The sequence below is a fragment of the Petrotoga sp. 9PWA.NaAc.5.4 genome (assembly GCF_002895485.1).
In the GTDB taxonomy this organism is placed as follows: Bacteria; Thermotogota; Thermotogae; order Petrotogales; family Petrotogaceae; genus AZRK01.
Window position 1 is genome coordinate 218,681 of record NZ_AZRK01000001.1, and the last position, 23,777, is coordinate 242,457.

Below are 23,777 nucleotides of genomic sequence, written 5' to 3' on the forward strand. Positions count from 1 at the left end.
AAAAAACCCTCAAAGAACATTCTTTGAGGGTTTTTATTAAGCTTCTTTTTCTTTAGGTAAAAGTTGAAGTATCGATAGTTCTGAAGCGTCCCCTTTTCTATAACCAATTTTAAGTATCCTTGTGTAACCACCATTTCTGTTTTCATATCTTGGAGCTATTTCATGAACAATTTTGTAGACCAATTTCCTATCGTTAAAATGTCTGTTTATATCTCTATTTAAAGCTACTTTTCTTTCTGGTGACGTAGTCGAATTTGCTTCTTTTGCCTTTGTTATAATTCTTTCAACTAAAGGCCTTACCGCTTTTGCTTTCGCAGTAGTAGTTATAATACTTTCTGATTCAAATACGCTTCTTGCAAGATTATTTAACAATGCTTTTCTATGAGAAGCATATCTATTTAGTTTATTAGTTTTTACTCTATGCCTCATCGAAGGAGTTCCCCCTTTCGTACTCATAAAGTTTATCATAGTCTATATCAAACTTTTCTTTTAATTCTTTTTTCACTTCTTCCAAAGACTTTCTACCAAAATTTTTTATCTTCAATAGATCATTTGGACCTCTCTTTAAAAGTTCTCCTATAGTCTCTATTTTCTCTCTTTTCAAACAATTCTTTGCTCTTTTTGTTAAATCTAACGAATCTATTAAAGTCCCAACTAATTCTTTGGGTAACCCAAATATATCTTCTTCAAATTCTTTTGATTCTTCCTCATCTTCCATTTTTGAAGAGACTTCTATTGCCTCATCTATACCTTCAACTTCTCCCTCTTTCATCCACAATTTGGAAATAAAATCAAAGTGTTCCATGAGTGTTTCTGTTGCTTCTTTTAATGCTTCGGTAGGAGTAATATTTTTCTTCGTCCAAATTTCAAGTATAAGTTTATCGTAGTCTGTTCTTCTTCCAACACGAATATTTTCTGTTAGATAATTTACCTTAAGAACAGGACTGAATACTCCGTCAATAAAAATATATTCTATATCACTTTGATAGTCCAACTCTTGAGCTGGTACAAAACCTTTACCTGCTTGTGCATAAAGTTCGAAATCCACTTCCATATCTTTATTTACATGAGCAATTACAAACTCGGGATTAGCAATTTCTATATCGGCTGGAGTTTTTATATCTCCACTTTTTATTATTTCAGAAGCTTTGTATTTTTTCTTCAGTGTTAATATTATAGGACGATCTATATCTGCCAACTTATCTATATCATTTATTTTTAATTGTACTTTCTTTAAATTTAAAGAAATTTCTATAATATCTTCTTTAATTCCATCAATAGTATCGTATTCATGCAATTTTCCCGGTACTCTTAAACCCGTTATCGCCAACGAAGGAATAGAAGACAATAAAACTCTTCTTAAAGCATTTCCTATAGTTATAGCATAACCTTTTTCTAAAGGAAATAACTCATATTTTGCATAGTTATAATCTTTTTCTTCTTTTTTCTCTACAACTCTAAATTTTTCAGGTTTGATTAATAATTCCATAAATTCTCCGATCCCATTTTAGGATCTAGAGTACACCTCCTTTCCTGCCCTTTAAGAGCGAGGTGATATTTTATTGTTAAAAAATTAGACTATAAAATTTATAAACTATAATTTTTTATTTTGAATAAAGCTCAATTATGTTTGTTAATTCTACAGGTACATCCATTTCTTCTATTTTTGGAACTCTTTCAAATGTTCCTTTTAAATTTTCTAAATCGACATTTACCCATGAAGGTATATTTCTATAACCCTCTTGGACTAACTCTAAACCATCTTTTACTTGTTGAATATTTCGACTTTTCTCTTTAACTTCTACAACATCTCCCTCTTTAATTAAAAAAGAAGGAATATTAACTTTTTTACCATTAACTAAAATATGTCCATGGGTTACTATTTGTCTCGCAGTTCTTCTGTTTGGAGCAAAACCCATCTGAAAAACGACAGAATCCAATCTTCTTTCAAGAAGTTGCATCAAAAGTTCTCCAGTTTCTGCCGTTCTGCTCTTTTCAGCTTTTTCAAAAGTATTTCGGAATTGTCTTTCCATTAATCCATACATTCTTTTCAAAGCTTGTTTAGACCTTAATTGTACGGCATATTGTGTTAACTTTTGTGGTTGCCTTCCATGTTGACCGGGGGCAAAATTTCTCTTTCTTAAAGCCGATTTCTCAGTATAACTTCTTTTGCCCTTTAAATAAAGGTTAATTCTTTCACGCCTCGATAATTTTTCTAATGGACCAATATATCTTGCCATTAAATTATTTCCCTCCTTAATACCTAATTAAAATCTTTTCTTTTTTGGTCTACATCCGTTATGTGGAATAGGTGTAACGTCTTTTATACTTTCTACATTTAAACCAGCCGCTTGTAAAGCTCTAATAGCTGATTCTCTTCCTGAACCAGGTCCACTAACGTATACATCTACTCTTTTTACTCCCAAATTTAAAGCTTCTTTTGCAACTTTATCAGATGACATTTGAGCAGCGTAAGGTGTCCCCTTCTTGGTACCTTTAAATCCAACGTTACCGCCGCTGGACCACAGAATTGGTCTCCCTTCTAAATCTGTTAAAGTAACTATGGTATTGTTAAAAGTCGAATGTATATGCACTGCCGCTTTTTCAGGAGCTGCTTTTTTCTTTTTGCTTCTCTGTTGAACTCCCTTTTTTGCCATTTATTTATAAACCTCCTTAAAATTTTTAAAATCTGGTAAAAGTTCCGCCCTAAACCCACTTAAACTTCAAATACTTATTTTTCAAAAAATTCCCTTTTCTAAAGTTCTCAACTATTTTTCAAAAATAAACTTTTAAATTGACCGTTTCTTGAATAAAGGCATTATTTTTTCTTTATCTTTGTTAATCTGGGACCTTTTCTTGTTCTTGCATTTGAATGAGTTTTTTGACCTCTCACTGGTAATCCTGCTTTATGTCTTCTTCCTCTATAGGAACCAATATCGATTAATCTTTTTATATTGCTGTTAACTTCTTGCCTCAAATCTCCTTCAATTTTGTAATTCTCATTTATATAATGGGTGAGTGCGGAAATTTCATCGTCTGTTAAATCTTTAGCTTTTTTATTCGGATCTATATTAACTGCTTTTAATATATCAAAAGCAGTCTTTCTACCTATTCCGTATATATATGTCAATCCTACAAATAATGCTTTATTATCAGGAATTTCGACTCCTAAAATACGTGCCATTAATTCATCCTCCTTCAAGATAATACTTGCAATTCTTAAAAATTCAACCTTTTTTTCCATTGATGTTTTAAAATTTTCCTGTTCTTAATCTAAATTAAGAATATAAAAATTGATAATATTTTATTTTCTTTAACCTTGTCTTTGTTTGTGTTTTGGGTTTTTCGAACAAACTACCCAAACTCTTCCCCCTCTTTTAACAATCCTGCAACTTTCGCATCTTTTTTTGACTGAAGCTCTGACTTTCAATTTTATTCCTCCTTACCTAATTTTTTAAGCTGTCTTTAAAATTCTTAAAAAACTCACATTTCCAACTGTCTATAAATTCCTTCATCATAACCCTGTAAAATACTTTTAAGCTTTATTCAATTTTTCTCTTCTAACTATTCTTCCTCTATTTAAATCATAAATTGATACTTCCACCGTTACTCTATCACCTGGAAGTAATTTTATAAAATTTTTTCTCATCTTTCCTGATATATGTGCTAAAACTTCGTGCCCATTATCCAACTTAACTTTAAATGTAGCATTAGGCAAAGATTCTAAAATATTACCTTGCATCACAATAACATCTTTTTTTTTAGCCAATCTGTTCCCTCCTTATTAAGGGACTTTTACCCACTTTAGAAATTATGAAATTAAGATTCTATAAACGTTTTAGCGTTTAGTTTTTCAAAAATACCTTCACTATTCTGATTTTGATCAATTTGCTATTTCTTTAACTTTTTCGGTATTTTTACCAAAAAAGAAGACGGAGGGTTCTGCATCGAACTTGTTTAAAATTCAAAACCTCGTTTTTAGAAAAAGTTCACATTTCTAAAGTCCCTAAAGGGATTTTCCTAATTTCAAAAATTCTAAAACCCATATTTTATATATTTTAAAGTCCAATTTTTATAAAATACCTTCTCGGTTCTGACCTTTATTAAATGTTTTTTCAAGATGATCGCTATCTTGTACCAACAGAAGGAAGGGCTACATCTTGGATCTAGCTAAAACTTAAAACAAATCTTTTATTTTAAAACAGTCAAAATTTCAGGACCATTGTCAGTTACAGCAATGGTATGTTCAAAATGAGCTGCTTTGGATTTATCTACAGTAACCGCTGTCCATCCATCGTCTAAAATATCTACCTCATAACTTCCCATAGTCACCATAGGCTCAATTGCTAATGTCATATTTTTTCTAATTTTTGGTCCTCTACCTGGTTCTCCATAGTTAGGAATCTGCGGATCTTCATGTAATCTTCTACCAACCCCATGTCCTACGTATTCTCTTATTACAGAAAACCCCTTACTTTCTATGAAACTTTGAATCTCATAACCTATATCTCCAATCGTATTCCCTACAACGGCTTTTTTTAGCCCTAAATATAAAGACTCTTTAGTAGAATCAACCAATTCTTTTTCTCTCTGGGAAACTTCACCAATTATATAGGTGCGTGCGGCATCAGCAATATAACCACTGTATGTTAATCCACAATCAATAGAAACTATATCCCCATTCTTTAAAACTTTACTTTTTAAGGGGAACCCATGTACAACTTCTTCATTTAGGGAAAAATTAATAGCATATCTATATCCATTGTATCCTTTAAAGGTAGGAATCGCATTTTCTTTATCCATATAAGTTAACACATATTTTTCAACATCTTCTCCATTAATGCCTTCTTTCAAAATAGAAGGAATTAAATCATCAAGGAGGCGGGCCAGCTTATTACCTGCCCGTCTCATTTTCACTATTTCTTCATCTGTTTTAATTATTATCATTATTGCGAAATCTCCTTAGCATATTAAACAACTCTTTTGTAACTTCTTCAACATCCTGAACCCCATTAACTGTAACTATTTTGTTATTTTTTCTATAATATTCTATTACAGGTTCTGTATTTTTTCTGTATATTCTATATCTTTCTCTTACCACATTTTCTTTATCGTCATCTCTTTGAACTATTTTAGTTCCACAATTATCGCATTTTTCATCATTTTTAGGTTTTAAAGTAATTAAATTATATACCTTTCCACAATTCGGGCACACTCTTCTGTTACTGATTCTTTTCACTATTTCATCTTCCGGTACATCTATAAGAACGGCGGCATCAATTTCTTTCTTAATTTGCTTAAGAACCGCATCCAAAAATTTTGCTTGTTCGAGAGTGCGTGGATAACCATCTAAAATGAAAGAATTAACTTCTTCTAATTTTTGTTTTACTAATTCGTTCATAATTTCGTCAGGAACAAGTTCTCCTCTTTCCATTATACTTTTAACTTTCTCTCCTAAATCTGTCCCTTTATTTACAGCTTCTCTTAATATATCCCCAGTAGAAATATGTTCCACATTGAACTCTTTAGCAACTATTTTAGCTTGTGTCCCTTTACCGGCTCCAGGAGGCCCAAAAAATAAAAGTCTCAACTATTTCATCTCCTTCCACGTAGTCTTCCTTTCTTAAGAAATCCCTCGTATTGCCGTACAATCATATGTTGTTCCATCTGTTGTACTATATCCAAGGCAACACCTACTGCAATTAATGTACTTGTACCACCTATCCATATTTGTTGCATTCCTGAAGCTCCTCTGATAAAATAAGGTACTAAAGCAATTACAACCAAAAAAATAGCTCCAATAAAAGTTACTCTAGTCATTACCTTGGTTATATAATCAACTGTAGGTTTTCCTGGCCTTAATCCCGGTATAAAACCTCCGTAATTTCTTATATTATCTGCTACCTCATTAGGATCCATCACAACCGAACTATAAAAATATGTAAAGAAAAATACTAACAAACCATAAAGTATAAGGTATAAGGGGGAACCTATAGCAAACAATCTGTCATCAACTGAAGTAGGTGTGACTCCAGCAATCATACTGGGAAGAGTCATTATTGCTGAAGCAAAAATTATAGGCATAACTCCTCCGCCATTAACTTTAATTGGTAAGTAAGTTGAAGATCCACCGTATACTTTTGTACCCACAACTCTTTTTGCATATTGAATGTTTATTCTTCTTTCTGAAATTTGTACGGCTACTACAGCTACAACAATAAACAAAGCTACTACAGCTAAAAGTATCCATTCTAATGGTGTAAGCCCTACAAGAGCTTCCACAGCATAAGTTGGATATCTCGATACTATTCCGGCAAATATTAACACCGATACTCCATTACCTATCCCTTTTTCGGTTATTAATTCTCCTAACCAAAGCAAAAACATAGTTCCAGCAGCTATAGAAACAGTAGCTAAAAGTACAAAAAGCGGTGCTGAAAGATTCGGATTTCTATAGTTATTAGCAGCCATAGACATTAATAAGCCTTGACCAAAAGCCAAAACGAGCGTTAATATTCTTGTATAATGTGCTATTTTCTTTCTTCCGCTTTCGCCTTCTTTTAGCATCTCTTTCAACCTTGGCATTATAGAAGCTAAAAGTTGAAAAATTATAGAAGCTGTTATATATGGAGTCACGGAGAGAACAAATATAGATAAATTGCTCAATGCTCCGCCTGCAAAAACATCAAAAAATCCTATAAAGCCTCCTATAGCTCCTTCAGCTGCTCCTCCCAAAGCTGCTTGCCAAGCCTGAACATTTATTCCAGGAATGGGAATGTATATACCTATTCTGAATCCAATTAAGGCTAACAATGTGAATATAACTCTGTCACGCAATTCCGGAATCTTAAAAACATTCCTAAAGGCTTTGAACATATTATTCTATCACCTCTATTTTGCCGCCAACTGCTTCAATTTTTTCTTTTGCACTTTTAGAAAAAATATTCGCTTTGACGACAAGAGGTTTCGTTATTTCTCCTTTTCCTAATATTTTAACTCCATCGTTTAACTTTTTAATTATTTTTTTCTCTAACAACAATTCTGGAGTTATTTCTTCGTTCTCACCAAAGTACTTTTCTAAAGTTTCAACATTGACTATAGAATAAGTTTTTTTGAAAGTAGCGTTGCTAAAACCATATTTAGGAGATCTTCTTATAATATTGGTTTGACCACCTTCAAAAACCTTGCTTATTTTTCCTCTACCTCTTGCTTTTTCTCCTTTGTGACCTTTACCGGAAGTTTTCCCTAATCCAGAACCACTTCCTCGACCTAATCTTTTTGATTTTTGTCTTGAGCCTGGTGTAGGTTTTAAATCTTCTATTTTAAGCGGCATTAATAAACCTCCTTATCTAAAATCATTTTTTACTGTCTTTAAAAATTCCAAAATTATATATGTTTTAGAATTAATTTTTTTACAAAATACCTCCCCGATTCTAATCCTTACTAATTCCTAATTTCTTTACCTTTTTCGGTACTTGTAGCCAAGGAAGGAGGAGAGGGCTGTGCCCTGGACCCATTTTAAATTCAAAAGCTTATTTTCTAAAAATTATCTTTTCTAAAATACCTATATGAATTTTTCTTACTTTTTCACTAATTACAGCGAAAGAGAGAATTTTGTCCTGGACCCATTTTAAATTCAAAAGCTTATTTTCTGAAAATTATCTTTTCTAAAGTATCTATAAAATTATTTTTTACTGTCTTTAGAAATTATAAAATTCAAATTCTATCAATGATTTAGTATTTAAATTTTTATAAAATACCTCCGCAATTCTAATTTTGAGCTATTCTTCATTTCTTTAATTTCGTCGGTATTTGTACCGAAAATTGTAAATTTTATTTAATTTTCTTCGATTTCTTCGACTTTCACCAAGTGCTGCACTTTTCTTACCATACCTTGAATTTGCGGATTGTTTGGCTTTATTACTTCTTTATCTTTTTTCGTTAATCCCAAAGCGTCAAGAGTAGCTAATTGTCTTTTGTTTTTCCCTGCTCTACCTCTCACTAACTTTATTTTCAAATTAGACATTTTTTCAAACCCCCTCATGTGCTCCATAAAATACTTGTTTTACATTGATATCTCTTAATTCAGCTATTTGCTTTGGAGATTTCAAACTTTTTAGACCATTATATGTAGCTTTCGCTAAATTTAGTATATTAGTAGAACCCATGGCTTTTGTTAAAATATTATTAATGCCAGCTAATTCAGCTACTGCTCTAACCGCAGAAGAAGCAATAACACCGGTACCAGGTCCCGCAGGTAATAACAATACAACAGAAGAATCTTGTCTACCAACAATTTCATAAGGTATAGTTTCATTTTTTACAGGGACTTCTATTATATTTTTTTGGGCATTTTGGATAGATTTTCTGATAGCTTGGGGAACTTCTCGAGCATTTCCGACACCTAAACCAACTTTTCCTTTTCTATTTCCTATAACAGAAACTACCCTAAAAGAAATTGTTTTTCCACCTTTAGTAACTTTACTAACCCTTCTTATTTCAATTATTCTTTCTTCAAACTCATTAGATACATCCGTTGATTTTATCTTTTGATTATCGGGCATATTCTATAAGCACCTCCTAAAACTTTAAGCCTTCTTCTCTTGCTGCCTCTGCAAGAGCTTTGACCTTTCCATGATATTTGTATCCGCTTCTATCAAAAACTATATTGTTTATACCTTTTTCTTTCGCTCTTTTAGCGATCAATCTCCCAACTTCATAAGCAGCATTTTGATCCCAGGTTTTTGTAAGTTTTTCCTTTAATTCTTTTTCAACAGTTGATGCAGAAACAATTGTGTGTCCTTTTGTATCATCAATAATTTGAGCATATATATGTTTCTCACTTTTAAAAATTGTCATTCTTGGTTTATCAGATGTACCTGTTATTCTTCTTCTAACTCTTAAATGCCTTTTATTTCTCATTCTTTTCTTATCAATTGGTTTTATCAAAATGAACAAGCCTCCTTTTACCCATTAAACTTTCTTTCCTTCTTTTCTTATAACTATTTCGTCTATATATTTTATACCTTTACCACTATAAACATTCACTTTTCTCAATTTTCTTATTTGGGCAGCTACTTCCCCTACAAGGTATTTATCTATTCCTTTTACTACCACTCTTGTAGGTTGTGGTACCTCTATATTAATTCCTTCAGGTATATCAAATTCTACCGGATTTGAATAACCTATATTTAAAATCAATTTTTTCCCTTGTAATTGAGCTCTGTAACCTATCCCTATTATTTCAAGTTCTTTTTGAAAACCTTCGGTTACTCCTTTAATCATATTTCTCAAATGTGACGTATATGTTCCACGTAACGCTGTGATCCTTTTTGCATCAGAAGTTCTCATTATATACTCATCTTTTCCATAAACCATTATATTATTATCTTCTTTCTTAACAACGAGTTCGTTAGGCAGTTCTAAGAACAATTCTCCTTTTTTCCCTTTTACTGTAACTTTACTACCTTCAATATTAACTTCTACTCCTACTGGAACAACTGTTGGCTTATCAGCTATTCTTGACTTTGGCATTAAAACACCTCCTCACCATACAAAACAAATTACTTCTCCGCCGACTTTCTTTTCTCTTGCTTCTTTGTCAGTCATTAAACCTTGAGAAGTGGATAATATTGCAATACCTACTCCATTTTTAACCTTTGGTATATTTCTTGAATTAACGTACACTCTTCTTCCACTTTTTGAGACTCTAACAATTCCATCTATAGCTTTTTGCTTTTCTCTTCTGATACCTTTATATTTTAAATTTATTTTTAAAATCCCTTGTTTACCATCATCTATAAATTTATAATCAACTATGTACCCTTCTCTTTTTAAAATATCTAAAATAGCCTTTTTCAAATTTGAAGCCGGTACTTCTACACTTTCTTTACCTACAGAATTAGCGTTTCTTATTCTGGTCAGCATATCCGCTATTGGATCACTCCACATTTATGTTTACCTCCTTACCAACTGGCCTTTTTAACTCCTGGAAGTTTACCTTCCAGAGCCATTTCCCTAAAACAAATCCTACATAGACCGAATTCGCTATAAACGGCTCTTGGTCTACCGCAAACTTTACATCTTGCATGAACTCTTGTTTTATATTTTGGAGTTCTCTTTGATTTTTCTATCATAGCTTTTCTAGCCATTTACGTTTACCTCCATTTACGATTTTTTTAAAGGAAATCCAAAAAATTCTAAAAGTTTCCTTGCTTCTTCGTCAGTTTTAGCAGTTGTTACTATTGTTACATCCATACCCTGAACTCTATTTATATCATCTGGCCTTATTTCAGGAAATATTATTTGTTCAGGTAACCCAAAGGTATAATTCCCTCTTCCATCAAAAGAATCCGCAGGTAATCCCCTAAAATCTCTTAATTTTGGTAAGACTATACTTATTAATTTATATAAAAAATTATACATTTTCCAACCTCTTAAAGTAACCTTTACTCCTATAGGCATTCCTTCTCTAACCTTAAAATTAGCAACACTTTTTTTGGCCTTTGTTATCACAGCTTTTTGCCCAACAATTTGAGTTAATTCTTGTGCATGTTTCTCAACAACAGCTTTATTCCTTGAACCTTCACCCACACCCATATTCACTACTATTTTTACTAATCTTGGTACTTGAAGTTCGTTTTCGTAATTGAATTCCTTCATCATTGAAGGAATAACAACTTCTTTATATTTATCTTTTAAGGGAACAAATTGAACTTTTTCCATTACAAGTCCTCCTTTTAACTCCTTTAAGAATCATGCTATTAAGCTTTTTCTATTATTTCTCCACATTTTTTACAGTACCTAACTTTTGTTCCGTCTTCTAAAAACTTGAACCCAACTCTCGTTTTTTGATCACAATTAGGACATACTAACATAACTTTCGATATGTATATAGGCTTTGGTTGTTCTATAATTCCGCCTTCTCTCATTTGTTGAGTTGGTCTTTGATGTTTTTTTACTACATTTACATTATCAACCAAAATTTTATTTTCTTTTGGAAAAACCCTTAAAACTTTGCTCCTTTTTCCTTTATCCTTTCCTGAAATTACAATAACTGTATCGTCTTTTTTTATCTTATTCATATTCTACACACCTCACCATACTTCTTTTGCAAGTGACGCTATTTTTGAATATCCTTTTTCTCTTACTTCCCGTGCAACAGGACCAAAAACCCTTGTTCCAATCGGAAGTTTATTGTTATCTATCAAAACAGCAGCATTATCATCAAATCTTATATACGTTCCATCTTTTCTTCGGACTTCTTTTCTAGTTCTTACGATAACAGCTTTTACAATTTGACCTTCTTTAATGTCTGTATGAGGAATTGCTTCTCTAACAGAACATACAACAGTGTCTCCGATGGTCCCTTTGGCTTTATGAAATCCTCCTAAGACTTTTATAACTCTTAGTAGTTTCGCTCCAGAATTATCAGCAACTTTTACTTTACTCTCTAATTGCACCATCTTTTTCACCCCCAAAGGCTTCGTCCAATTCTTCTTCCACAGATTCAGGTGTTTCTACTTCATTTGTTAAAATATTCTTTTTTATAATCTTTTTCAAAACAAACGCCTTTGTTTTAGATAATTTTCGTGATTCTTCTATTTCAACTATATCTCCTATATTACATTCGTTATTCTCATCATGTGCATGATACTTTCTGGTTTTTCTTACAATCTTACCATACTTTGGATTTTTTGTTAATGTTTCAGCTTCTACCGTTATTGTTTTATCCATCTTATTACTTGTAACTCTTCCTACTATAGTTTTTTTAGGCATAACAATCTTTACCTCCTTATTCCAAGTTCCCTTTCCTTTAAGATAGTTTTTATTCTTGCTATATCTTTTTTCACTAACTTTATACTCGATACATTTTTCAATTGCCCAAGTTCCAACTGAAATCTAAGCTGAAACAACTTTTCTTTTAAGTTTTCTAATTCTCTGTTGAGCTCTTCTTCTGTTAATTCTCTCATTTCTGAAACTCTCATCAGAGCTCACCTCCTATTTCATATCGCGGAACAATTTTTGTTCTAATAGGTAACTTAGAAGCAGCATACTTTAAAGCCAATTTTGCTGTTTCCTCATCTACTCCTCCAATCTCAAACATAACTCTACCTTTTTTCACCACTGCTACCCAACCTTCTACATCTCCTTTACCTTTTCCTTGCCTCGTTCCAATTCCTTTTGAAGTGACAGGTTTATCAGGGAAAACATTTATCCAAATATTACCAGTTCTTTTAAGTGTTCTAACCATAGCTAATCTGCAGGCATCAATTTGTTGTGCAGTTATCCAAGAACTTTCAAGAGCTTTTAAACCCCAATCTCCAAAATGAACTAATGTTCCTCCCTTTGCCATACCTTTAACTGTTCCTCTTTGTTGTTTTCTATATTTTACTCTCTTCGGCATTAACATTTAGAACTTCCTCCTTCTTTAAACACTTTTCACTCACTATAAAATTCTAAACTTCACATTTTATAAATATTTTAGCGTTTAACTTTTCACAAAATGCCTTCCCACTTCTAATCCTCACTAATTCCTAATTTCTTTATCTTTTTCGATACTTGTAGCCAAGGAAGGGGAAGAAGGCTGTGCCCTGGACCTATTTTAAATTCAAAAGCTTATTTTCTGAAAATTATCATTTCTAAAGTACCTATAAACACTTTTACTTACTTTAAAAATAACAAAATTTATGTTTTATCAATACTTTAAATTTAAATTTTTATAAAATACCGTCTTGGACTCAATATAAATTCAAAACATCATTTTCTTGACTAATTTTCCCATTACAAGGCTTTATTCTTGATTTTTAAAGCATTTATTACCACTTAATTGACTAAATCTGAGAGTTACCGTAATATACCCAAACTTTAATACCTATTGTCCCATATTTGGTCTGACATTGTAAAACAGAATATTCTATATCAGATCTTAAAGTTTGAAGGGGTAATCTTCCTTCCATATACCATTCAGTTCTCGCAATTTCAGCTCCACCCAATCTTCCAGAAACCATTATCTTTATTCCTTTAGCCCCTCTTCTCATGGCATTAGAAATAGCTCTTTTCATTGCAATTTTATGGGAAACTCTTCGCTGCAATTGCCCAGATATATCTTGTGCAATTAACTGAGCGTTAATGTATGGATTTTTCACTTCTTGAACATAAACTTTTACATTTTTATCGGAAACTATTTGAGCCAATTGATCTCTAATATTTTTTATTTCGGCTCCTTTTCTGCCTATAAGTATTCCTAACCTTGCTGCGTAAATATCTATTCTCACTAAAGAATCACTTGGCCTTTCAATTAGCACATCCGCAATACCGGCACTTTCATAATTAGTTTTAACAAAATCTCTGATTTTTTCATCTTCATATAAGTATTCTTGATAATTTTTTTCATTAAACCAAACTGATTTCCAAGGTTTAGTAGTTCCTAACCTAAAACCATATGGGTGTACTTTAGATCCCACTCAATTCACCTCACTTATTTATCAGCATTTCTATCTCTAACAGTTACATATATATGACTCATTCTTTTTTGTAAAATATCAGCTCTTCCATGAGACCTTGGCCATAACCTTTTCAATCTTGGACCTTCATTTATCATGATCTCTGATACATACAAATTTTCGGCATTTAATCCAAAATTATTTTCGGCGTTAGCGATTGCAGACATTAGTACTTTATAAATCAATCTTGCCGACTTCTTAGGACTAAAAGTAAGAATTTGCAAAGCTTCACTGACATCTTTATTTCTTATAGCATTAGCGATAGATCTCGCCTTGGTTGGTGAAATTCTAACATATTTGGCAATCGCTTGAGCTTCAACTTTGGGCTCCTCTGCTTCTTTTTCTTTTCTCATTCTATGATAAACTGACCTTTTTAACTTTTTCCCATCTTCTAAAACTCTTGAAATTTCTTTATTAGAAGCCATGAATTAACCTCCTTAACCTTGCCTTTCTACTTTACCTTTCATAGACTTTTTATCTGGATGTCCTCCAAATCTTCGTGTTGGCGAAAACTCACCTAATCTGTGACCAATCATCTGTTCGGTAATATAAACAGGTATATGTTTCATCCCATTATGTACAGCAATTGTGTGTCCAACCATTTCAGGTAATATCATAGAAGCTCTAGACCATGTTTTTATAACTTTTTTCTCGCCTTTTTCGTTCATTTCTCTAATTTTTTTTAGTAAACTTGGATGAACGTAAGGACCTTTTTTTAAGGATCTTCCCACTATTACACCTCCTAACCATCCTTACATTAGTTCTTTCATTTTTCTCTTCTTCTAACTATAAATCTATCCGAAGGCTTCTTACCCCTTCTGGTTTTATAACCTTTCGCTGGAACTCCCCACGGAGATTTAGGAATATGTCCTTTGCTCCTGCCTTCTCCACCACCCATAGGATGGTCAACAGGGTTTTGAGCCATTCCTCTAACGCTTGGCCTTATACCAAGCCATCGAGACTTTCCGGCTTTACCAAAAACTTGGTTGATATGATCTTCATTACTTACTGTTCCTATAGTAGCCATACAAGTTAATCTTACTTGCCTTAATTCTCCAGAAGGCATTTTTAATAAAGCATACTTACCTTCTTTTGCCATCAATTGAACAGAAGTTCCTGCAGCTTTGGCTATTTTTCCACCTCTTCCAGGCTTAAATTCAATATTGTGTATTAAAGTACCTAATGGAATATTCTCCAAGGGTAATGCGTTTCCAACTTTTATTTCCGCATTTGGTCCATTCATAACATTGTCCCCAACTTTCAAACCTTTGGGAGCTAAAATATACCTTTTTTCACCGTCTGCATATGTCAAGAGCGCGATTCTTGCACTTCTATTTGGATCGTATTCTATAGAAACTACTTTTGCCGGAATATTTATTTTATCCCTTTTAAAATCTATTATACGATATTTTCTTTTATTTCCGCCACTTCGGTGTCTTACAGTAATTCTACCGTAACTATTTCTGCCACCTGTTTTTTTCAAGGGAGCCAATAAACTTTTTTCGGGCTTTACTTTAGATAAATCTGAATTATCAACAGTTACCATAAATCTTCTAGAAGGAGTAACTGGTTTATATTCTTTCAACGCCATTAGAAATCACCTCTTTTACAAGCTACCTTGCAATTCTCTTATTGTATACCCTTCACCTAACTTAACTATTGCTTTTTTCCAGCCTCGAGTATAGCCTTCACTTCTTCCTAATCTTTTTGGTTTGGGTTTTACATTCATTACATAAACTTTTTCAACTTTTACCTTAAAAATTGATTCAATTGCTTCTTTTATTTCAAGTTTTGTAGCCTTTTTGTCTACTTCAAAGGTATATTTCCTGTCTCTCATTAGATTATAAGATTTTTCTGTCAGGATCGGCCTTATTATTATATCATGTGCTCTAATATTATCCATTAGCCGATCACCTCCTCAATTTTATTAACCATTTCTTTAGTTAAGATAATTTTCTCATTGTTTATCAAATCAAAAACATTCAAACCATCAACATTAATCTTATTTTGTCCAGGATTATCAGCAATAATAACTTTTACTTTTGGCAAATTTCTTGCAGATAATTTAATATTTTTATATCCTTCCTCTTGACGAGGTAATACAATTAAAACTTTTTTATCTATTAAATTGAATTTATTTAAAATATCTTTAACTTCTTTTGTTTTAGGATTTTCAAACTTTAAATCTTCGAAGACTATCAAATTATTTTCTCTATACCTTGTACTTAATGCAGATTTTAAAGCTAATTTTTTCATCTTTTTATTTAAAGATTTATTAAAATCTCGAGGTTTTGGACCAAAAGTAACTCCTCCATGCCTCCATAGCGGGGATCTAATCGAACCTGCTCTTGCTCTACCTGTGTGCTTTTGTGGCCATGGTTTTCTTCCTCCACCACTTACTTCTGACCTCGTCTTAGTAGAAGCAGTTCCGGCTCTTTTATTTGTAAGTTGCATGTCAACATACCTATACATAATATCCATATTAGGTTCAATATTAAAAACCTCGTCTTTTAATTCTAAAGAATCGATTTTTTCTCCTTCTTTGTTATAAACATCTATCTGAGCCATATCTCAATAATCCTCCTTACTTCATTTTTGGGCGTTTAACTTTAACTGCTTCTTTTATAATTACTAAGCCGCCCCTCGCACCTGGAACTCCGCCTTTAAGCGCTATTAGATTGTTTTTTTGATCTATGTATACAACTTCTGAATTTTGTATAGTAACTCTCTCGTTTCCATACCTTCCTGGCATTTTTTTACCTTTAAATACTTTAGAAGGATAAGTATTCATACCTGTGGAACCTAAAGCTCTATGAAATTTAGAACCATGCGAAACTTCCCCACCTGTAAAATTCCATCTCTTTATAGCTCCTGTATATCCTCTTCCTTTTGAATAACCAGTAATGTCTACCTTTTCACCTTCAGAAAAAATAGATACATCGATTACTTGGCCAATTTTAAAATCATCAACATTATCAACTCGAAATTCTTTTAAATATCTATAAGGCTTTACTTGTGCTTTTTTAAAATGACCTAATAAAGGTTTGTTCACTTTTCTTTCTTGAATTTCCTCAAAACCAACTTGAATCGCATTATACCCATCGGTTTCTACAGTTTTTTTCTGTACCACAACACATGGTCCTGCTTGTATAACTGTAACCGGGATGGCTTTGTCTTCTTTAAAAATTCTCGTCATTCCAACTTTTTTGCCTAAAATACCTTTCATTTTTACACCTCCAGAGCCCGATTTTCGAATTGTTTATATTCTTAATAAAATATAAACTCATCGGCCTTTTTATAAGTTATCTAAAATATCTCGCTTAAATTTTACGCTTTAATATCAACAGATACACCAGACGGTATATTAACCTTAAGCAATTTTGTAACGGTGTCAGGTGATGCATCATATATGTAAATAACTCTTTTATGAACGGTTTTTTCAAACTGTTCCATAGAATAGGAATATTTGTGAGGCGATCTTATAACTGAATAAACTGTTTTTTTATTTGGTAACGGTATTGGACCTGAAACTTTAGCCTCCGTATCTTTTACGGCCTCTATAATTTTTTTTGAAGATTCATCCAATAATTTATTATCATAAGCTTTTAAACGTATTTTTATATACTTATTGGGCATTGAAGTTTTAAGCCTCCTTTTACTTCATTAGTAAGGGGAGTATTATAACTCCCCTAAATAATTTAATTTTTTATTCAATAATTTCTGTAACTACTCCTGCACCTACTGTCCTTCCGCCTTCTCTAATAGCGAACCTTGTTCCTTTTTCAAGAGCAACAGGATAAATTAATTCTATTGTCATTGTTATATTATCACCAGGCATTACCATTTCAGCACCACTTGAAAAATCTAAAATAGTGCCTGTAACATCAGCTACTTTAATATAGAATTGAGGTCTATAACCCTTGGTAAACGGTGTATGTCTTCCTCCCTCTTCTTTCTTTAATACGTAAACTTCAGCTTTAAATTTTTTATGAGGAGTAATAGATCCTGGGGCTGCAAGAACCTGTCCTCTTTTAACTTCGTCTTTTTCTATACCTCTCAACAGACATCCTACATTGTCACCCGCAACACCTTCATCCAATAATTTTCTAAACATTTCTACTCCAGTAACAACTGTTTTCTTCTTCTCGTAGCTTAACCCTATTATTTCAACTGTATCACCCGGATGAATAACCCCTCTTTCTATTCTTCCAGTAACGACAGTTCCTCTACCAGTTATACTAAAAACATCTTCGATTGGCATCAAGAAAGGTTTATCAGTTTCTCTTAAAGGATCTGGAAAATAACTATCTATGGCATCCATTAATTCATATATTTTTTGAGTCCATGGACCATCTGGACTATTTTCTTCAAGAGCTTTCAATGCTGAACCACGAATAACTGGAACTTCGTCCCCTGGGAAGTTATAACTTGTCAATAAATCTCTTACTTCCATTTCAACTAATTCGATTAATTCTTCATCTTCTACCATATCAACTTTGTTTATAAATACTACCAATGCAGGAACATTAACTTGCCTTGCTAATAAAACGTGTTCTCTAGTTTGAGGCATAACACCATCTGTAGCTGCAACAACAAGGATAGCTCCATCCATTTGTGCTGCTCCAGTAATCATATTTTTGATATAGTCAGCATGACCAGGACAATCTATATGTGCATAATGCCTTTTTTCAGTTTGATACTCAACGTGTGAAACGCTTATAGTAATACCTCTTGCCTTTTCTTCCGGAGCCTTGTCTATTTCATCAAAAGGTGTAAAATCTGCAAGCCCTTTATAGGATAAAGCTTTTGTTATAGCGGCCGTTAAAGTAGTTTTACCATGATCAATATGTCCAATAGTACCTACGTTCATATGAATTTTTTCTCTAACAAATTTTTCTTTTGCCATTTTTTAAATCTCCTCCTTCTCATTTGTTATATATACTATTTTTATAAATTATAAAATCCTTATTTTATATACGTTTTAGCATTGGATTTTTATAGAGTACTTCCTCGATTCTAATTTTGATTAATTATGACTTTATTAATTTATTCGATATTTTAATTTTAAGTTATTCTTTACTTATAATCTTCTGAGTAACTTGTTCTGGAACTTCTTCGTAATGTGAGAATTGTACTGTACTTGTTGCTCTTCCTTGTGATAGTGATCTTAAAACAGTCGCATAACCAAATAATTCGGAAAGTGGGACACGCGCATGAATTATCCTCGTATTTGAACCACCCACACTTTCAAAGCTCTCCACTCTTCCTCTTCTTGAATTTAAATCTGCTATTATATCTCCTAAATATTCCTCAGGAGTTGTAACATCAACTTTCATTATTGGTTCTAATAAAATAGGTTTTGCTTTTTTAACGGCTTCTTTGAAAGCCATAGAAGCTGCTATTTTAAAAGCCATTTCTGAAGAATCTACTTCATGATATGACCCATCATACACTTCAACTCTAATACAAACCATAGGGTACCCAGCTAATATACCACTTTGCATAGCTTCTTTTACTCCGCTTCCTATAGCTGGGATATATTCTTTAGGAATAATCCCTCCTACAATCTTATCGACAAATTCAAAATCCTTTTCTGAATTCAAAGGAAGTGGTGAAATTCTAAGTTTAACATGTCCATATTGTCCCCTTCCACCGGTTTGTCTTATATATTTTCCTTCTGCTTCTGCAGGTAATTTTATCGTTTCTTTGTAAGCAACCCGTGGTTGACCCACTCTAACTCCAACGTTGAATTCTCTTTTTATCCTATCTATAATAATCTCTAAATGTAATTCTCCCATTCCTGAAAGAATAGTTTCACCTGTTTCTTTATCTACAAATACCTTTAAACTTGGATCCTCTTCAGTTAAAGCAGCCAATGCTTTGCTAAGTTTAGATTCGTCATCCTTAGTTTCAGGTTCAATAGAAATAGAAATTACAGGTTCAGGAAAAACTAATTTTTCTAAAACTAAATTACAATCTTCAGCTGCAAGTGTGTCTCCAGTCGAAGTATCCTTTAACCCAATTATTCCTACAATATCTCCCGGTCTAATATAATCGACTTCTTCTCGTTTATCTGCATGTAAAAAAACTAAACGAGAAACCCTTTCCTTTTTATTTTTTGTCGTGTTTAATACATAGCTTCCCTTTGCTAAAGTCCCTGAATATACTCTTGCAAAAGTTAATTTTCCGATATAAGGATCTACCATTATTTTAAAAGCTAATGCTAAAAAAGCTTCATCTTCTGTAGGATGAACACTTCTTACATATTCTCCAGTATTCGAATCATATGCCTTAACAGGTGGCATATCCAAAGGAGAAGGAAGATATTCTACTATAGCATCTAAAAGTAGTTGAACCCCCTTGTTTTTTGCTGAACTACCACATAAAACAGGCACTATTTTATTTTGGATCGTTCCTTTCCGTATAACGGATTTAATTTTTTCAACAGGAATATCTGCTTCTTCTATATATAACTCCATCAATTCTTCGTCTATCTCGGCAAGAGATGCTATTAAATCTTCTTTTTTAGTTTCACATAAATCCTTTAAATCATTTGGAATTTCATCTCTTTCGATACTCAATCCGTTTTCGTCTGTCCAATAAATAGCTTCCATATTTAATAAATCAACAACGCCTTTAAATTCGGATTCAGATCCTATCGGAACTTCTAACGCAACTGGATTTGCTCCAAGTTTATCTTTAATTGTTTGTACTGCATTAAAGAAATTCGCTCCTATCTTATCCATTTTATTCATAAAAGCAATTCTTGGAACTTTATATCTATCGGCTTGTCTCCATACCGTTTCAGATTGAGGCTCAACTCCTACTTGAGCGTCGAAAATCACTACAGCTCCGTCAAGTACAAATAAAGACCTTTCCACCTCAACAGTAAAGTCAACGTGTCCTGGCGTATCAATAATATTTATTCGATGACCCTTCCAAAAAGCCGATGTAGCAGCGGCTGTTATTGTAATGCCTCTTTCTTTTTCTTGTTCCATCCAATCAGTTTCAGTGGTACCTTCATCAACTGAACCTAATTTGTGTTTTGTCCCCGTATAAAATAAAATTCTCTCTGTAGTTGTAGTTTTTCCTGCATCTATATGTGCAATTATTCCTATATTTCTTATTTTTTCTATGGGCAGCGCTCTTTCTTTCAACTTAATCCCTCCTAAAAAAAAACGTTACCACTTATAATGCGCAAATGCTCTGTTAGCTTCTGCCATTTTATGAACGTCTTCTTTCTTTTTTACAGCTGTTCCTGTATTATTGTAAGCATCTATCAATTCTTGAGATAATTTTTCTATCATGCTTCTGCCTTTTTTAGATTGTGCCGAAGTGATTATCCACCTTATCGCCAAAGAAGTAGCTCTATTTTCTTCAACTTCAAAAGGAACTTGATAGGTTGATCCTCCAACTCTCCTAGATCTTACTTCGATAATAGGTTTAACATTATTTATTGCTTTGTGAAAAGCCTCCAAAGGTTCTTCTTTTGTAACGTTAGCTAATTTTTCTAATGAAGAATAAACTATATCCTGAGCCAACGACTTCTTACCATCGTACATTAATCTATTAATAAATTTTGATAATAAAATATCTCCATATATTGGATCTGGAGCAATATTTCTTTTTTCCGCACTCCTTCTTCTCATTTGTTAAAAAAACCTCCTTAAATTATGCTTTTGGTTTTTTAGCTCCATACTTACTTCTACTTTGCTTTCTTCCTTCAACACCAGCTGCATCTAAAGCTCCTCTAATTATTTTATATCTAACCCCAGGTAAATCTTTAACCCTTCCTCCTCTAACCAATACATTTGAATGTTCTTGTAAATTATGCCCTTCTCCTGGAATGTAACAAGTAACTTCTATACCGTTAGATAATTTGACTCTTGCTATTTTTCTTAAAGCTGAATTAGGCTTCTTTGGGGTCATAGTAGAAACTCTTACACAAACTCCTCTTTTTTGTGGATTACCTTTCAAAGCTGGTGCTTTGGTTTTCTTTTTGACTTTTGTTCTACCGTATCTAATCAATTGATTTATAGTTGGCATCTGCTTGTTAATCCGTTATCAAAACTTTAAAATTATATAAACGCAAGCTTGATAACGGAGTTCACCTCCTTCTCATAATTTTTTATTAAAATCATAACTTTAAATTTATAACATATTTTAATGAAAACAAAAATGCCAATGGATATTTTACATTATTATACCTTAATTATAAATGAACTATATATAACAATTTGAATAAATTATGCTATCTATAATGAATTCTCATCTTGTTGATTATTTCATCAGGTATTTTTTTAATAAAATCATTTTCTTTTTTTACAAAGAAAAATGAATTTTTTATAAAAGGATTTGTTGTTCCCGTCAGTTGTTTTATAATGTAAAGTTCATCTTTAGCTCGAGTAATAGCAACATAAAAAAGTCTCTCTTCTTCATCGAGTTTATTCTCTTTTATTGCTAAACCATTGGGAAAATCTCCTGGATTTACAGAAATAATTATTACGACTTTCCATTCAAGACCTTTAGCTTGATGAACTGTAGTTAAAGTTATAAGATCTTTCTTTTCATTCACACCGCTTTCTATTATTCTTACATCTTCACTCAAAGTTAACTCATCTAAAAAAGAAGCTATAGAATTATAACGAGAAGCAATTTCACTAAAACGTTCAATATCCATATTCCTTAATTTTGCATCATCGAAAGACAAATACGAATATTCTTTATAAAAGTCTTCGTATATTAAATCAATTACTTCATTTGGTTTTTTATCTTTACTTTCAAAAAGCTTTTGCAAAAATTTCAACGCATCTTTATTTTTACTCAGAGGTGTAGTTTCCAATACCTCCAAAAAATTCTTTGTAGGCTCATTCATTAACGTTTCTTCTATTCTATTATATATTTTAGTTGCCGTCCTGTCCCCAATTCCTGCAAATAACTTTAAAATCCTCATCCAAGAGATTCTATCAAAAATGTTATAAGTAATCTTCAAAAAGCTTATTATATCTTTAATATGAGCAGTTTCTGTAAATTTTAGACCTGACAATATTTTATAGGGAATGCCGCTTACATCTAATTTTTGTTGAACCGCCATAGAAAGCGAATGGGATCTATAAATTATTGCAATGTCTTCGTAATTTAACCCTTCTTCAACTTTCTCTTTTATGATTTTAACAACCGCATCAGCCTGTTCCAAATCATCAAAAGTTTCTATTATAAAAGGTTTTAAATAACTTTTTCTATAGGATTTTAAGGTTTTTGGCACTGAATTAGAAGGCAACAAATAATTTATGAAATTTACAAGTTCCGCTGTGCTTCTATAATTTGTTTGTATTTTAAAAATTTTAGTATCTTCTTCTTCTATAAATTTTTTTATATTTTTGAAGTCTGCTCCTCTAAAAGAATATATACTTTGAGAATCGTCACCGACAACTATTAAATTACCATGAACACTTGAAAGTGCTTTTATTAAATCAATTTGGATCTTGTTTGTATCTTGAAATTCGTCAACTAATACATATTGAAACTGTTCGGCAATTTTTTTTAATATATCTCGATGAGTCATAAAAAGTTGCAAGGTGTTAACTAACAAATCGTCATAATCCATTGCGTTCATATCTTTTTTTAATCGTGAATATATGCTCCATATTTGTTCAATGTCATTTTCATATTCTAACAAATAAGGCGCAACTTCCGAAAGACTTTCCCTTAAAGATGTCAAAGTATTACAAGAATAACTTATAATTTTCATAATTACTTCTTCTTTCGGGAGCTTATATCTATCATCCACTTCTTGAACATATTCACTTCTTGCTATTTTTAATAAATCTTTTGAATCTTGCGAATCTAAAATCGTATAGTCGTTACGATAACCAATGACTGTAGCATATTTTCGTAAAATTGTGTTACATATATGATGAAATGTTCCTGCCAACATATTCTTTGTATCAACATTAGTTACTTGTTTCACTCTTTCTATCATCTGTTTTGCCGCTGCTCTTGTATATGTCACAAGAAGAATATTTTCAGGCTTTATGCCTAAATGAAATAGATAAGCTATTTTATAGGTAATAACTCTCGTTTTACCAGAACCCGGACCAGCCACTATTATCGATTTACCCCTTGATTTTATTACAGCTTCAATTTGTTCTTCATCCAAAACTTTTTCTAAAAAGGGAGGAACTTTATTTTTTACATTCAAAATTTCATGATTTACTTCATTTGACATTACTAACTCTCCTAAATTTGCTTGAAATGCTATTTTTAGAAATT

General features: G+C 32.3%; 36 protein-coding genes. All 36 read right to left on the reverse strand.

Annotated elements, in window-relative coordinates; translation table 11 throughout:
• Nucleotides 1-36 precede the first annotated feature (36 nt).
• Nucleotides 37-429 (reverse strand): 50S ribosomal protein L17, encoded by a 393-nt coding sequence (gene rplQ / locus X924_RS01000; RefSeq protein WP_121957079.1) that lies wholly within the window; start codon nucleotides 427-429, stop codon nucleotides 37-39.
• On the reverse strand, nucleotides 419-1,489 hold the full coding sequence (locus X924_RS01005; RefSeq protein WP_121957080.1) for a DNA-directed RNA polymerase subunit alpha: 1,071 nt from the start codon (nucleotides 1,487-1,489) through the stop codon (nucleotides 419-421). Before X924_RS01005 ends, rplQ begins: the two co-directional genes overlap by 11 nt.
• A gap of 115 nt (nucleotides 1,490-1,604) precedes the next feature.
• Nucleotides 1,605-2,240, reverse strand: coding sequence for a 30S ribosomal protein S4 (gene rpsD, locus X924_RS01010; RefSeq protein WP_121957081.1), 636 nt, complete (start codon nucleotides 2,238-2,240; stop codon nucleotides 1,605-1,607).
• 27 nt (nucleotides 2,241-2,267) lie between these two features.
• On the reverse strand, nucleotides 2,268-2,657 hold the full coding sequence (rpsK, locus tag X924_RS01015) for a 30S ribosomal protein S11 (protein ID WP_121957082.1): 390 nt from the start codon (nucleotides 2,655-2,657) through the stop codon (nucleotides 2,268-2,270).
• Between the two features lie 161 nt (nucleotides 2,658-2,818).
• Entirely contained in the window at nucleotides 2,819-3,184 is a 366-nt protein-coding gene (gene rpsM / locus X924_RS01020; RefSeq protein WP_121957083.1) for a 30S ribosomal protein S13, read from the reverse strand.
• A 129-nt stretch (nucleotides 3,185-3,313) separates the two neighbouring features.
• Nucleotides 3,314-3,430, reverse strand: coding sequence for a 50S ribosomal protein L36 (gene rpmJ / locus X924_RS01025; protein WP_121957084.1), 117 nt, complete (start codon nucleotides 3,428-3,430; stop codon nucleotides 3,314-3,316).
• 105 nt (nucleotides 3,431-3,535) lie between these two features.
• Entirely contained in the window at nucleotides 3,536-3,769 is a 234-nt protein-coding gene (gene infA, locus X924_RS01030) for a translation initiation factor IF-1 (protein ID WP_121957085.1), read from the reverse strand.
• Between the two features lie 422 nt (nucleotides 3,770-4,191).
• Nucleotides 4,192-4,947, reverse strand: a complete 756-nt coding sequence (gene map, locus X924_RS01035) for a type I methionyl aminopeptidase (RefSeq protein ID WP_121957086.1) — start codon at nucleotides 4,945-4,947, stop codon at nucleotides 4,192-4,194.
• Nucleotides 4,934-5,590 (reverse strand): adenylate kinase, encoded by a 657-nt coding sequence (locus tag X924_RS01040; RefSeq protein ID WP_121957087.1) that lies wholly within the window; start codon nucleotides 5,588-5,590, stop codon nucleotides 4,934-4,936. Before X924_RS01040 ends, map begins: the two co-directional genes overlap by 14 nt.
• A 5-nt stretch (nucleotides 5,591-5,595) precedes the next feature.
• Complete coding sequence (gene secY, locus X924_RS01045; protein ID WP_121957088.1) at nucleotides 5,596-6,876, reverse strand: preprotein translocase subunit SecY; 1,281 nt, start codon at nucleotides 6,874-6,876, stop codon at nucleotides 5,596-5,598.
• A gap of 1 nt (nucleotide 6,877) precedes the next feature.
• Nucleotides 6,878-7,333 carry a 50S ribosomal protein L15 gene (gene rplO, locus X924_RS01050; RefSeq protein WP_121957089.1) on the reverse strand — a complete coding sequence of 152 codons (456 nt, stop codon included), beginning with the start codon at nucleotides 7,331-7,333 and terminating at the stop codon, nucleotides 6,878-6,880.
• Nucleotides 7,334-7,837: 504 nt separating this feature from the next.
• Nucleotides 7,838-8,026 carry a 50S ribosomal protein L30 gene (gene rpmD / locus X924_RS01055; RefSeq protein WP_121957090.1) on the reverse strand — a complete coding sequence of 63 codons (189 nt, stop codon included), beginning with the start codon at nucleotides 8,024-8,026 and terminating at the stop codon, nucleotides 7,838-7,840.
• 4 nt (nucleotides 8,027-8,030) lie between these two features.
• Nucleotides 8,031-8,564, reverse strand: a complete 534-nt coding sequence (rpsE, locus tag X924_RS01060) for a 30S ribosomal protein S5 (protein WP_121957091.1) — start codon at nucleotides 8,562-8,564, stop codon at nucleotides 8,031-8,033.
• Between the two features lie 16 nt (nucleotides 8,565-8,580).
• Nucleotides 8,581-8,949, reverse strand: a complete 369-nt coding sequence (rplR, locus tag X924_RS01065; protein ID WP_121957092.1) for a 50S ribosomal protein L18 — start codon at nucleotides 8,947-8,949, stop codon at nucleotides 8,581-8,583.
• A gap of 24 nt (nucleotides 8,950-8,973) precedes the next feature.
• Entirely contained in the window at nucleotides 8,974-9,534 is a 561-nt protein-coding gene (rplF, locus tag X924_RS01070; RefSeq protein ID WP_121957093.1) for a 50S ribosomal protein L6, read from the reverse strand.
• A gap of 12 nt (nucleotides 9,535-9,546) precedes the next feature.
• On the reverse strand, nucleotides 9,547-9,951 hold the full coding sequence (gene rpsH, locus X924_RS01075) for a 30S ribosomal protein S8 (protein WP_121957094.1): 405 nt from the start codon (nucleotides 9,949-9,951) through the stop codon (nucleotides 9,547-9,549).
• Between the two features lie 14 nt (nucleotides 9,952-9,965).
• Nucleotides 9,966-10,151, reverse strand: a complete 186-nt coding sequence (locus X924_RS01080) for a type Z 30S ribosomal protein S14 (protein ID WP_121957095.1) — start codon at nucleotides 10,149-10,151, stop codon at nucleotides 9,966-9,968.
• A 16-nt stretch (nucleotides 10,152-10,167) separates the two neighbouring features.
• Nucleotides 10,168-10,725, reverse strand: a complete 558-nt coding sequence (gene rplE / locus X924_RS01085) for a 50S ribosomal protein L5 (RefSeq protein WP_121957096.1) — start codon at nucleotides 10,723-10,725, stop codon at nucleotides 10,168-10,170.
• 38 nt (nucleotides 10,726-10,763) lie between these two features.
• Entirely contained in the window at nucleotides 10,764-11,084 is a 321-nt protein-coding gene (rplX, locus tag X924_RS01090; protein WP_121957097.1) for a 50S ribosomal protein L24, read from the reverse strand.
• A gap of 12 nt (nucleotides 11,085-11,096) precedes the next feature.
• Nucleotides 11,097-11,465: a 50S ribosomal protein L14 gene (gene rplN, locus X924_RS01095; RefSeq protein WP_121957098.1), complete on the reverse strand. Its 369-nt coding sequence runs from the start codon at nucleotides 11,463-11,465 to the stop codon at nucleotides 11,097-11,099.
• Nucleotides 11,446-11,778, reverse strand: a complete 333-nt coding sequence (gene rpsQ, locus X924_RS01100) for a 30S ribosomal protein S17 (RefSeq protein WP_121957099.1) — start codon at nucleotides 11,776-11,778, stop codon at nucleotides 11,446-11,448. The genes rplN and rpsQ overlap by 20 nt, the downstream gene beginning before the upstream one ends.
• 8 nt (nucleotides 11,779-11,786) lie before the next feature.
• Nucleotides 11,787-11,987, reverse strand: a complete 201-nt coding sequence (gene rpmC / locus X924_RS01105; protein ID WP_121957100.1) for a 50S ribosomal protein L29 — start codon at nucleotides 11,985-11,987, stop codon at nucleotides 11,787-11,789.
• Nucleotides 11,987-12,412, reverse strand: coding sequence for a 50S ribosomal protein L16 (gene rplP, locus X924_RS01110; protein ID WP_121957101.1), 426 nt, complete (start codon nucleotides 12,410-12,412; stop codon nucleotides 11,987-11,989). Before rplP ends, rpmC begins: the two co-directional genes overlap by 1 nt.
• Nucleotides 12,413-12,833: 421 nt before the next feature.
• On the reverse strand, nucleotides 12,834-13,466 hold the full coding sequence (rpsC, locus tag X924_RS01115; protein ID WP_121957102.1) for a 30S ribosomal protein S3: 633 nt from the start codon (nucleotides 13,464-13,466) through the stop codon (nucleotides 12,834-12,836).
• 14 nt (nucleotides 13,467-13,480) lie between these two features.
• Nucleotides 13,481-13,930 carry a 50S ribosomal protein L22 gene (gene rplV, locus X924_RS01120; protein ID WP_121957103.1) on the reverse strand — a complete coding sequence of 150 codons (450 nt, stop codon included), beginning with the start codon at nucleotides 13,928-13,930 and terminating at the stop codon, nucleotides 13,481-13,483.
• Between the two features lie 12 nt (nucleotides 13,931-13,942).
• Entirely contained in the window at nucleotides 13,943-14,236 is a 294-nt protein-coding gene (rpsS, locus tag X924_RS01125) for a 30S ribosomal protein S19 (RefSeq protein WP_121957104.1), read from the reverse strand.
• Between the two features lie 35 nt (nucleotides 14,237-14,271).
• Entirely contained in the window at nucleotides 14,272-15,096 is an 825-nt protein-coding gene (gene rplB, locus X924_RS01130; RefSeq protein ID WP_121957105.1) for a 50S ribosomal protein L2, read from the reverse strand.
• Between the two features lie 15 nt (nucleotides 15,097-15,111).
• Nucleotides 15,112-15,408 carry a 50S ribosomal protein L23 gene (gene rplW, locus X924_RS01135; RefSeq protein WP_199172599.1) on the reverse strand — a complete coding sequence of 99 codons (297 nt, stop codon included), beginning with the start codon at nucleotides 15,406-15,408 and terminating at the stop codon, nucleotides 15,112-15,114.
• The gene (gene rplD, locus X924_RS01140; RefSeq protein WP_121957106.1) at nucleotides 15,408-16,073 is read right to left on the reverse strand and encodes a 50S ribosomal protein L4; all 666 of its coding nucleotides are present in this window, start codon (nucleotides 16,071-16,073) and stop codon (nucleotides 15,408-15,410) included. The genes rplW and rplD overlap by 1 nt, the downstream gene beginning before the upstream one ends.
• A gap of 16 nt (nucleotides 16,074-16,089) precedes the next feature.
• Nucleotides 16,090-16,731, reverse strand: a complete 642-nt coding sequence (gene rplC, locus X924_RS01145) for a 50S ribosomal protein L3 (RefSeq protein WP_121957107.1) — start codon at nucleotides 16,729-16,731, stop codon at nucleotides 16,090-16,092.
• A gap of 101 nt (nucleotides 16,732-16,832) precedes the next feature.
• Nucleotides 16,833-17,141 (reverse strand): 30S ribosomal protein S10, encoded by a 309-nt coding sequence (gene rpsJ, locus X924_RS01150; protein ID WP_121957108.1) that lies wholly within the window; start codon nucleotides 17,139-17,141, stop codon nucleotides 16,833-16,835.
• 70 nt (nucleotides 17,142-17,211) lie between these two features.
• Nucleotides 17,212-18,411: an elongation factor Tu gene (gene tuf, locus X924_RS01155; protein WP_121957109.1), complete on the reverse strand. Its 1,200-nt coding sequence runs from the start codon at nucleotides 18,409-18,411 to the stop codon at nucleotides 17,212-17,214.
• Nucleotides 18,412-18,574: 163 nt separating this feature from the next.
• Nucleotides 18,575-20,662 carry an elongation factor G gene (gene fusA / locus X924_RS01160; RefSeq protein ID WP_121957110.1) on the reverse strand — a complete coding sequence of 696 codons (2,088 nt, stop codon included), beginning with the start codon at nucleotides 20,660-20,662 and terminating at the stop codon, nucleotides 18,575-18,577.
• Nucleotides 20,663-20,686: 24 nt separating this feature from the next.
• On the reverse strand, nucleotides 20,687-21,154 hold the full coding sequence (gene rpsG / locus X924_RS01165; RefSeq protein ID WP_121957111.1) for a 30S ribosomal protein S7: 468 nt from the start codon (nucleotides 21,152-21,154) through the stop codon (nucleotides 20,687-20,689).
• Between the two features lie 22 nt (nucleotides 21,155-21,176).
• Nucleotides 21,177-21,551, reverse strand: coding sequence for a 30S ribosomal protein S12 (gene rpsL, locus X924_RS01170; RefSeq protein ID WP_121957112.1), 375 nt, complete (start codon nucleotides 21,549-21,551; stop codon nucleotides 21,177-21,179).
• A 205-nt stretch (nucleotides 21,552-21,756) separates the two neighbouring features.
• A complete protein-coding gene (locus tag X924_RS01175; RefSeq protein ID WP_121957113.1) occupies nucleotides 21,757-23,733 on the reverse strand; it encodes an ATP-dependent helicase in 1,977 nt (658 codons plus the stop codon).
• Between the last annotated feature and the right edge of the window lie 44 nt (nucleotides 23,734-23,777).

What these genes read in the sequence shown, in the direction of transcription:
- rpsD (WP_121957081.1), bottom strand. Translation starts at nt 2,240, where the DNA reads ATGGCAAGATATATTGGTCCATTAGAAAAATTATCGAGGCGTGAAAGA.
- rplD (WP_121957106.1), bottom strand. Translation starts at nt 16,073, where the DNA reads ATGGCTCAGATAGATGTTTATAACAAAGAAGGAGAAAAAATCGATTCT.
- rplN (WP_121957098.1), bottom strand. Translation starts at nt 11,465, where the DNA reads ATGGTGCAATTAGAGAGTAAAGTAAAAGTTGCTGATAATTCTGGAGCG.
- tuf (WP_121957109.1), bottom strand. Translation starts at nt 18,411, where the DNA reads ATGGCAAAAGAAAAATTTGTTAGAGAAAAAATTCATATGAACGTAGGT.
- rpsE (WP_121957091.1), bottom strand. Translation starts at nt 8,564, where the DNA reads ATGCCCGATAATCAAAAGATAAAATCAACGGATGTATCTAATGAGTTT.
- rplV (WP_121957103.1), bottom strand. Translation starts at nt 13,930, where the DNA reads ATGGCTTCTAATAAAGAAATTTCAAGAGTTTTAGAAGATGGGAAAAAG.
- rplO (WP_121957089.1), bottom strand. Translation starts at nt 7,333, where the DNA reads ATGCCGCTTAAAATAGAAGATTTAAAACCTACACCAGGCTCAAGACAA.
- rplX (WP_121957097.1), bottom strand. Translation starts at nt 11,084, where the DNA reads ATGAATAAGATAAAAAAAGACGATACAGTTATTGTAATTTCAGGAAAG.
- rpsK (WP_121957082.1), bottom strand. Translation starts at nt 2,657, where the DNA reads ATGGCAAAAAAGGGAGTTCAACAGAGAAGCAAAAAGAAAAAAGCAGCT.
- rplC (WP_121957107.1), bottom strand. Translation starts at nt 16,731, where the DNA reads ATGAAAGGTATTTTAGGCAAAAAAGTTGGAATGACGAGAATTTTTAAA.
- rplE (WP_121957096.1), bottom strand. Translation starts at nt 10,725, where the DNA reads ATGGAAAAAGTTCAATTTGTTCCCTTAAAAGATAAATATAAAGAAGTT.
- rplP (WP_121957101.1), bottom strand. Translation starts at nt 12,412, where the DNA reads ATGTTAATGCCGAAGAGAGTAAAATATAGAAAACAACAAAGAGGAACA.
- X924_RS01080 (WP_121957095.1), bottom strand. Translation starts at nt 10,151, where the DNA reads ATGGCTAGAAAAGCTATGATAGAAAAATCAAAGAGAACTCCAAAATAT.
- rplQ (WP_121957079.1), bottom strand. Translation starts at nt 429, where the DNA reads ATGAGGCATAGAGTAAAAACTAATAAACTAAATAGATATGCTTCTCAT.
- rpsJ (WP_121957108.1), bottom strand. Translation starts at nt 17,141, where the DNA reads ATGCCCAATAAGTATATAAAAATACGTTTAAAAGCTTATGATAATAAA.
- rpsL (WP_121957112.1), bottom strand. Translation starts at nt 21,551, where the DNA reads ATGCCAACTATAAATCAATTGATTAGATACGGTAGAACAAAAGTCAAA.
- rplB (WP_121957105.1), bottom strand. Translation starts at nt 15,096, where the DNA reads ATGGCGTTGAAAGAATATAAACCAGTTACTCCTTCTAGAAGATTTATG.
- rpsH (WP_121957094.1), bottom strand. Translation starts at nt 9,951, where the DNA reads ATGTGGAGTGATCCAATAGCGGATATGCTGACCAGAATAAGAAACGCT.
- rpmD (WP_121957090.1), bottom strand. Translation starts at nt 8,026, where the DNA reads ATGTCTAATTTGAAAATAAAGTTAGTGAGAGGTAGAGCAGGGAAAAAC.
- rplF (WP_121957093.1), bottom strand. Translation starts at nt 9,534, where the DNA reads ATGCCAAAGTCAAGAATAGCTGATAAGCCAACAGTTGTTCCAGTAGGA.
- rpmC (WP_121957100.1), bottom strand. Translation starts at nt 11,987, where the DNA reads ATGAGAGTTTCAGAAATGAGAGAATTAACAGAAGAAGAGCTCAACAGA.
- rpsG (WP_121957111.1), bottom strand. Translation starts at nt 21,154, where the DNA reads ATGAGAAGAAGGAGTGCGGAAAAAAGAAATATTGCTCCAGATCCAATA.
- X924_RS01175 (WP_121957113.1), bottom strand. Translation starts at nt 23,733, where the DNA reads ATGTCAAATGAAGTAAATCATGAAATTTTGAATGTAAAAAATAAAGTT.
- rpsM (WP_121957083.1), bottom strand. Translation starts at nt 3,184, where the DNA reads ATGGCACGTATTTTAGGAGTCGAAATTCCTGATAATAAAGCATTATTT.
- rplW (WP_199172599.1), bottom strand. Translation starts at nt 15,408, where the DNA reads ATGGATAATATTAGAGCACATGATATAATAATAAGGCCGATCCTGACA.
- secY (WP_121957088.1), bottom strand. Translation starts at nt 6,876, where the DNA reads ATGTTCAAAGCCTTTAGGAATGTTTTTAAGATTCCGGAATTGCGTGAC.
- X924_RS01005 (WP_121957080.1), bottom strand. Translation starts at nt 1,489, where the DNA reads ATGGAATTATTAATCAAACCTGAAAAATTTAGAGTTGTAGAGAAAAAA.
- rpsQ (WP_121957099.1), bottom strand. Translation starts at nt 11,778, where the DNA reads ATGCCTAAAAAAACTATAGTAGGAAGAGTTACAAGTAATAAGATGGAT.
- map (WP_121957086.1), bottom strand. Translation starts at nt 4,947, where the DNA reads ATGATAATAATTAAAACAGATGAAGAAATAGTGAAAATGAGACGGGCA.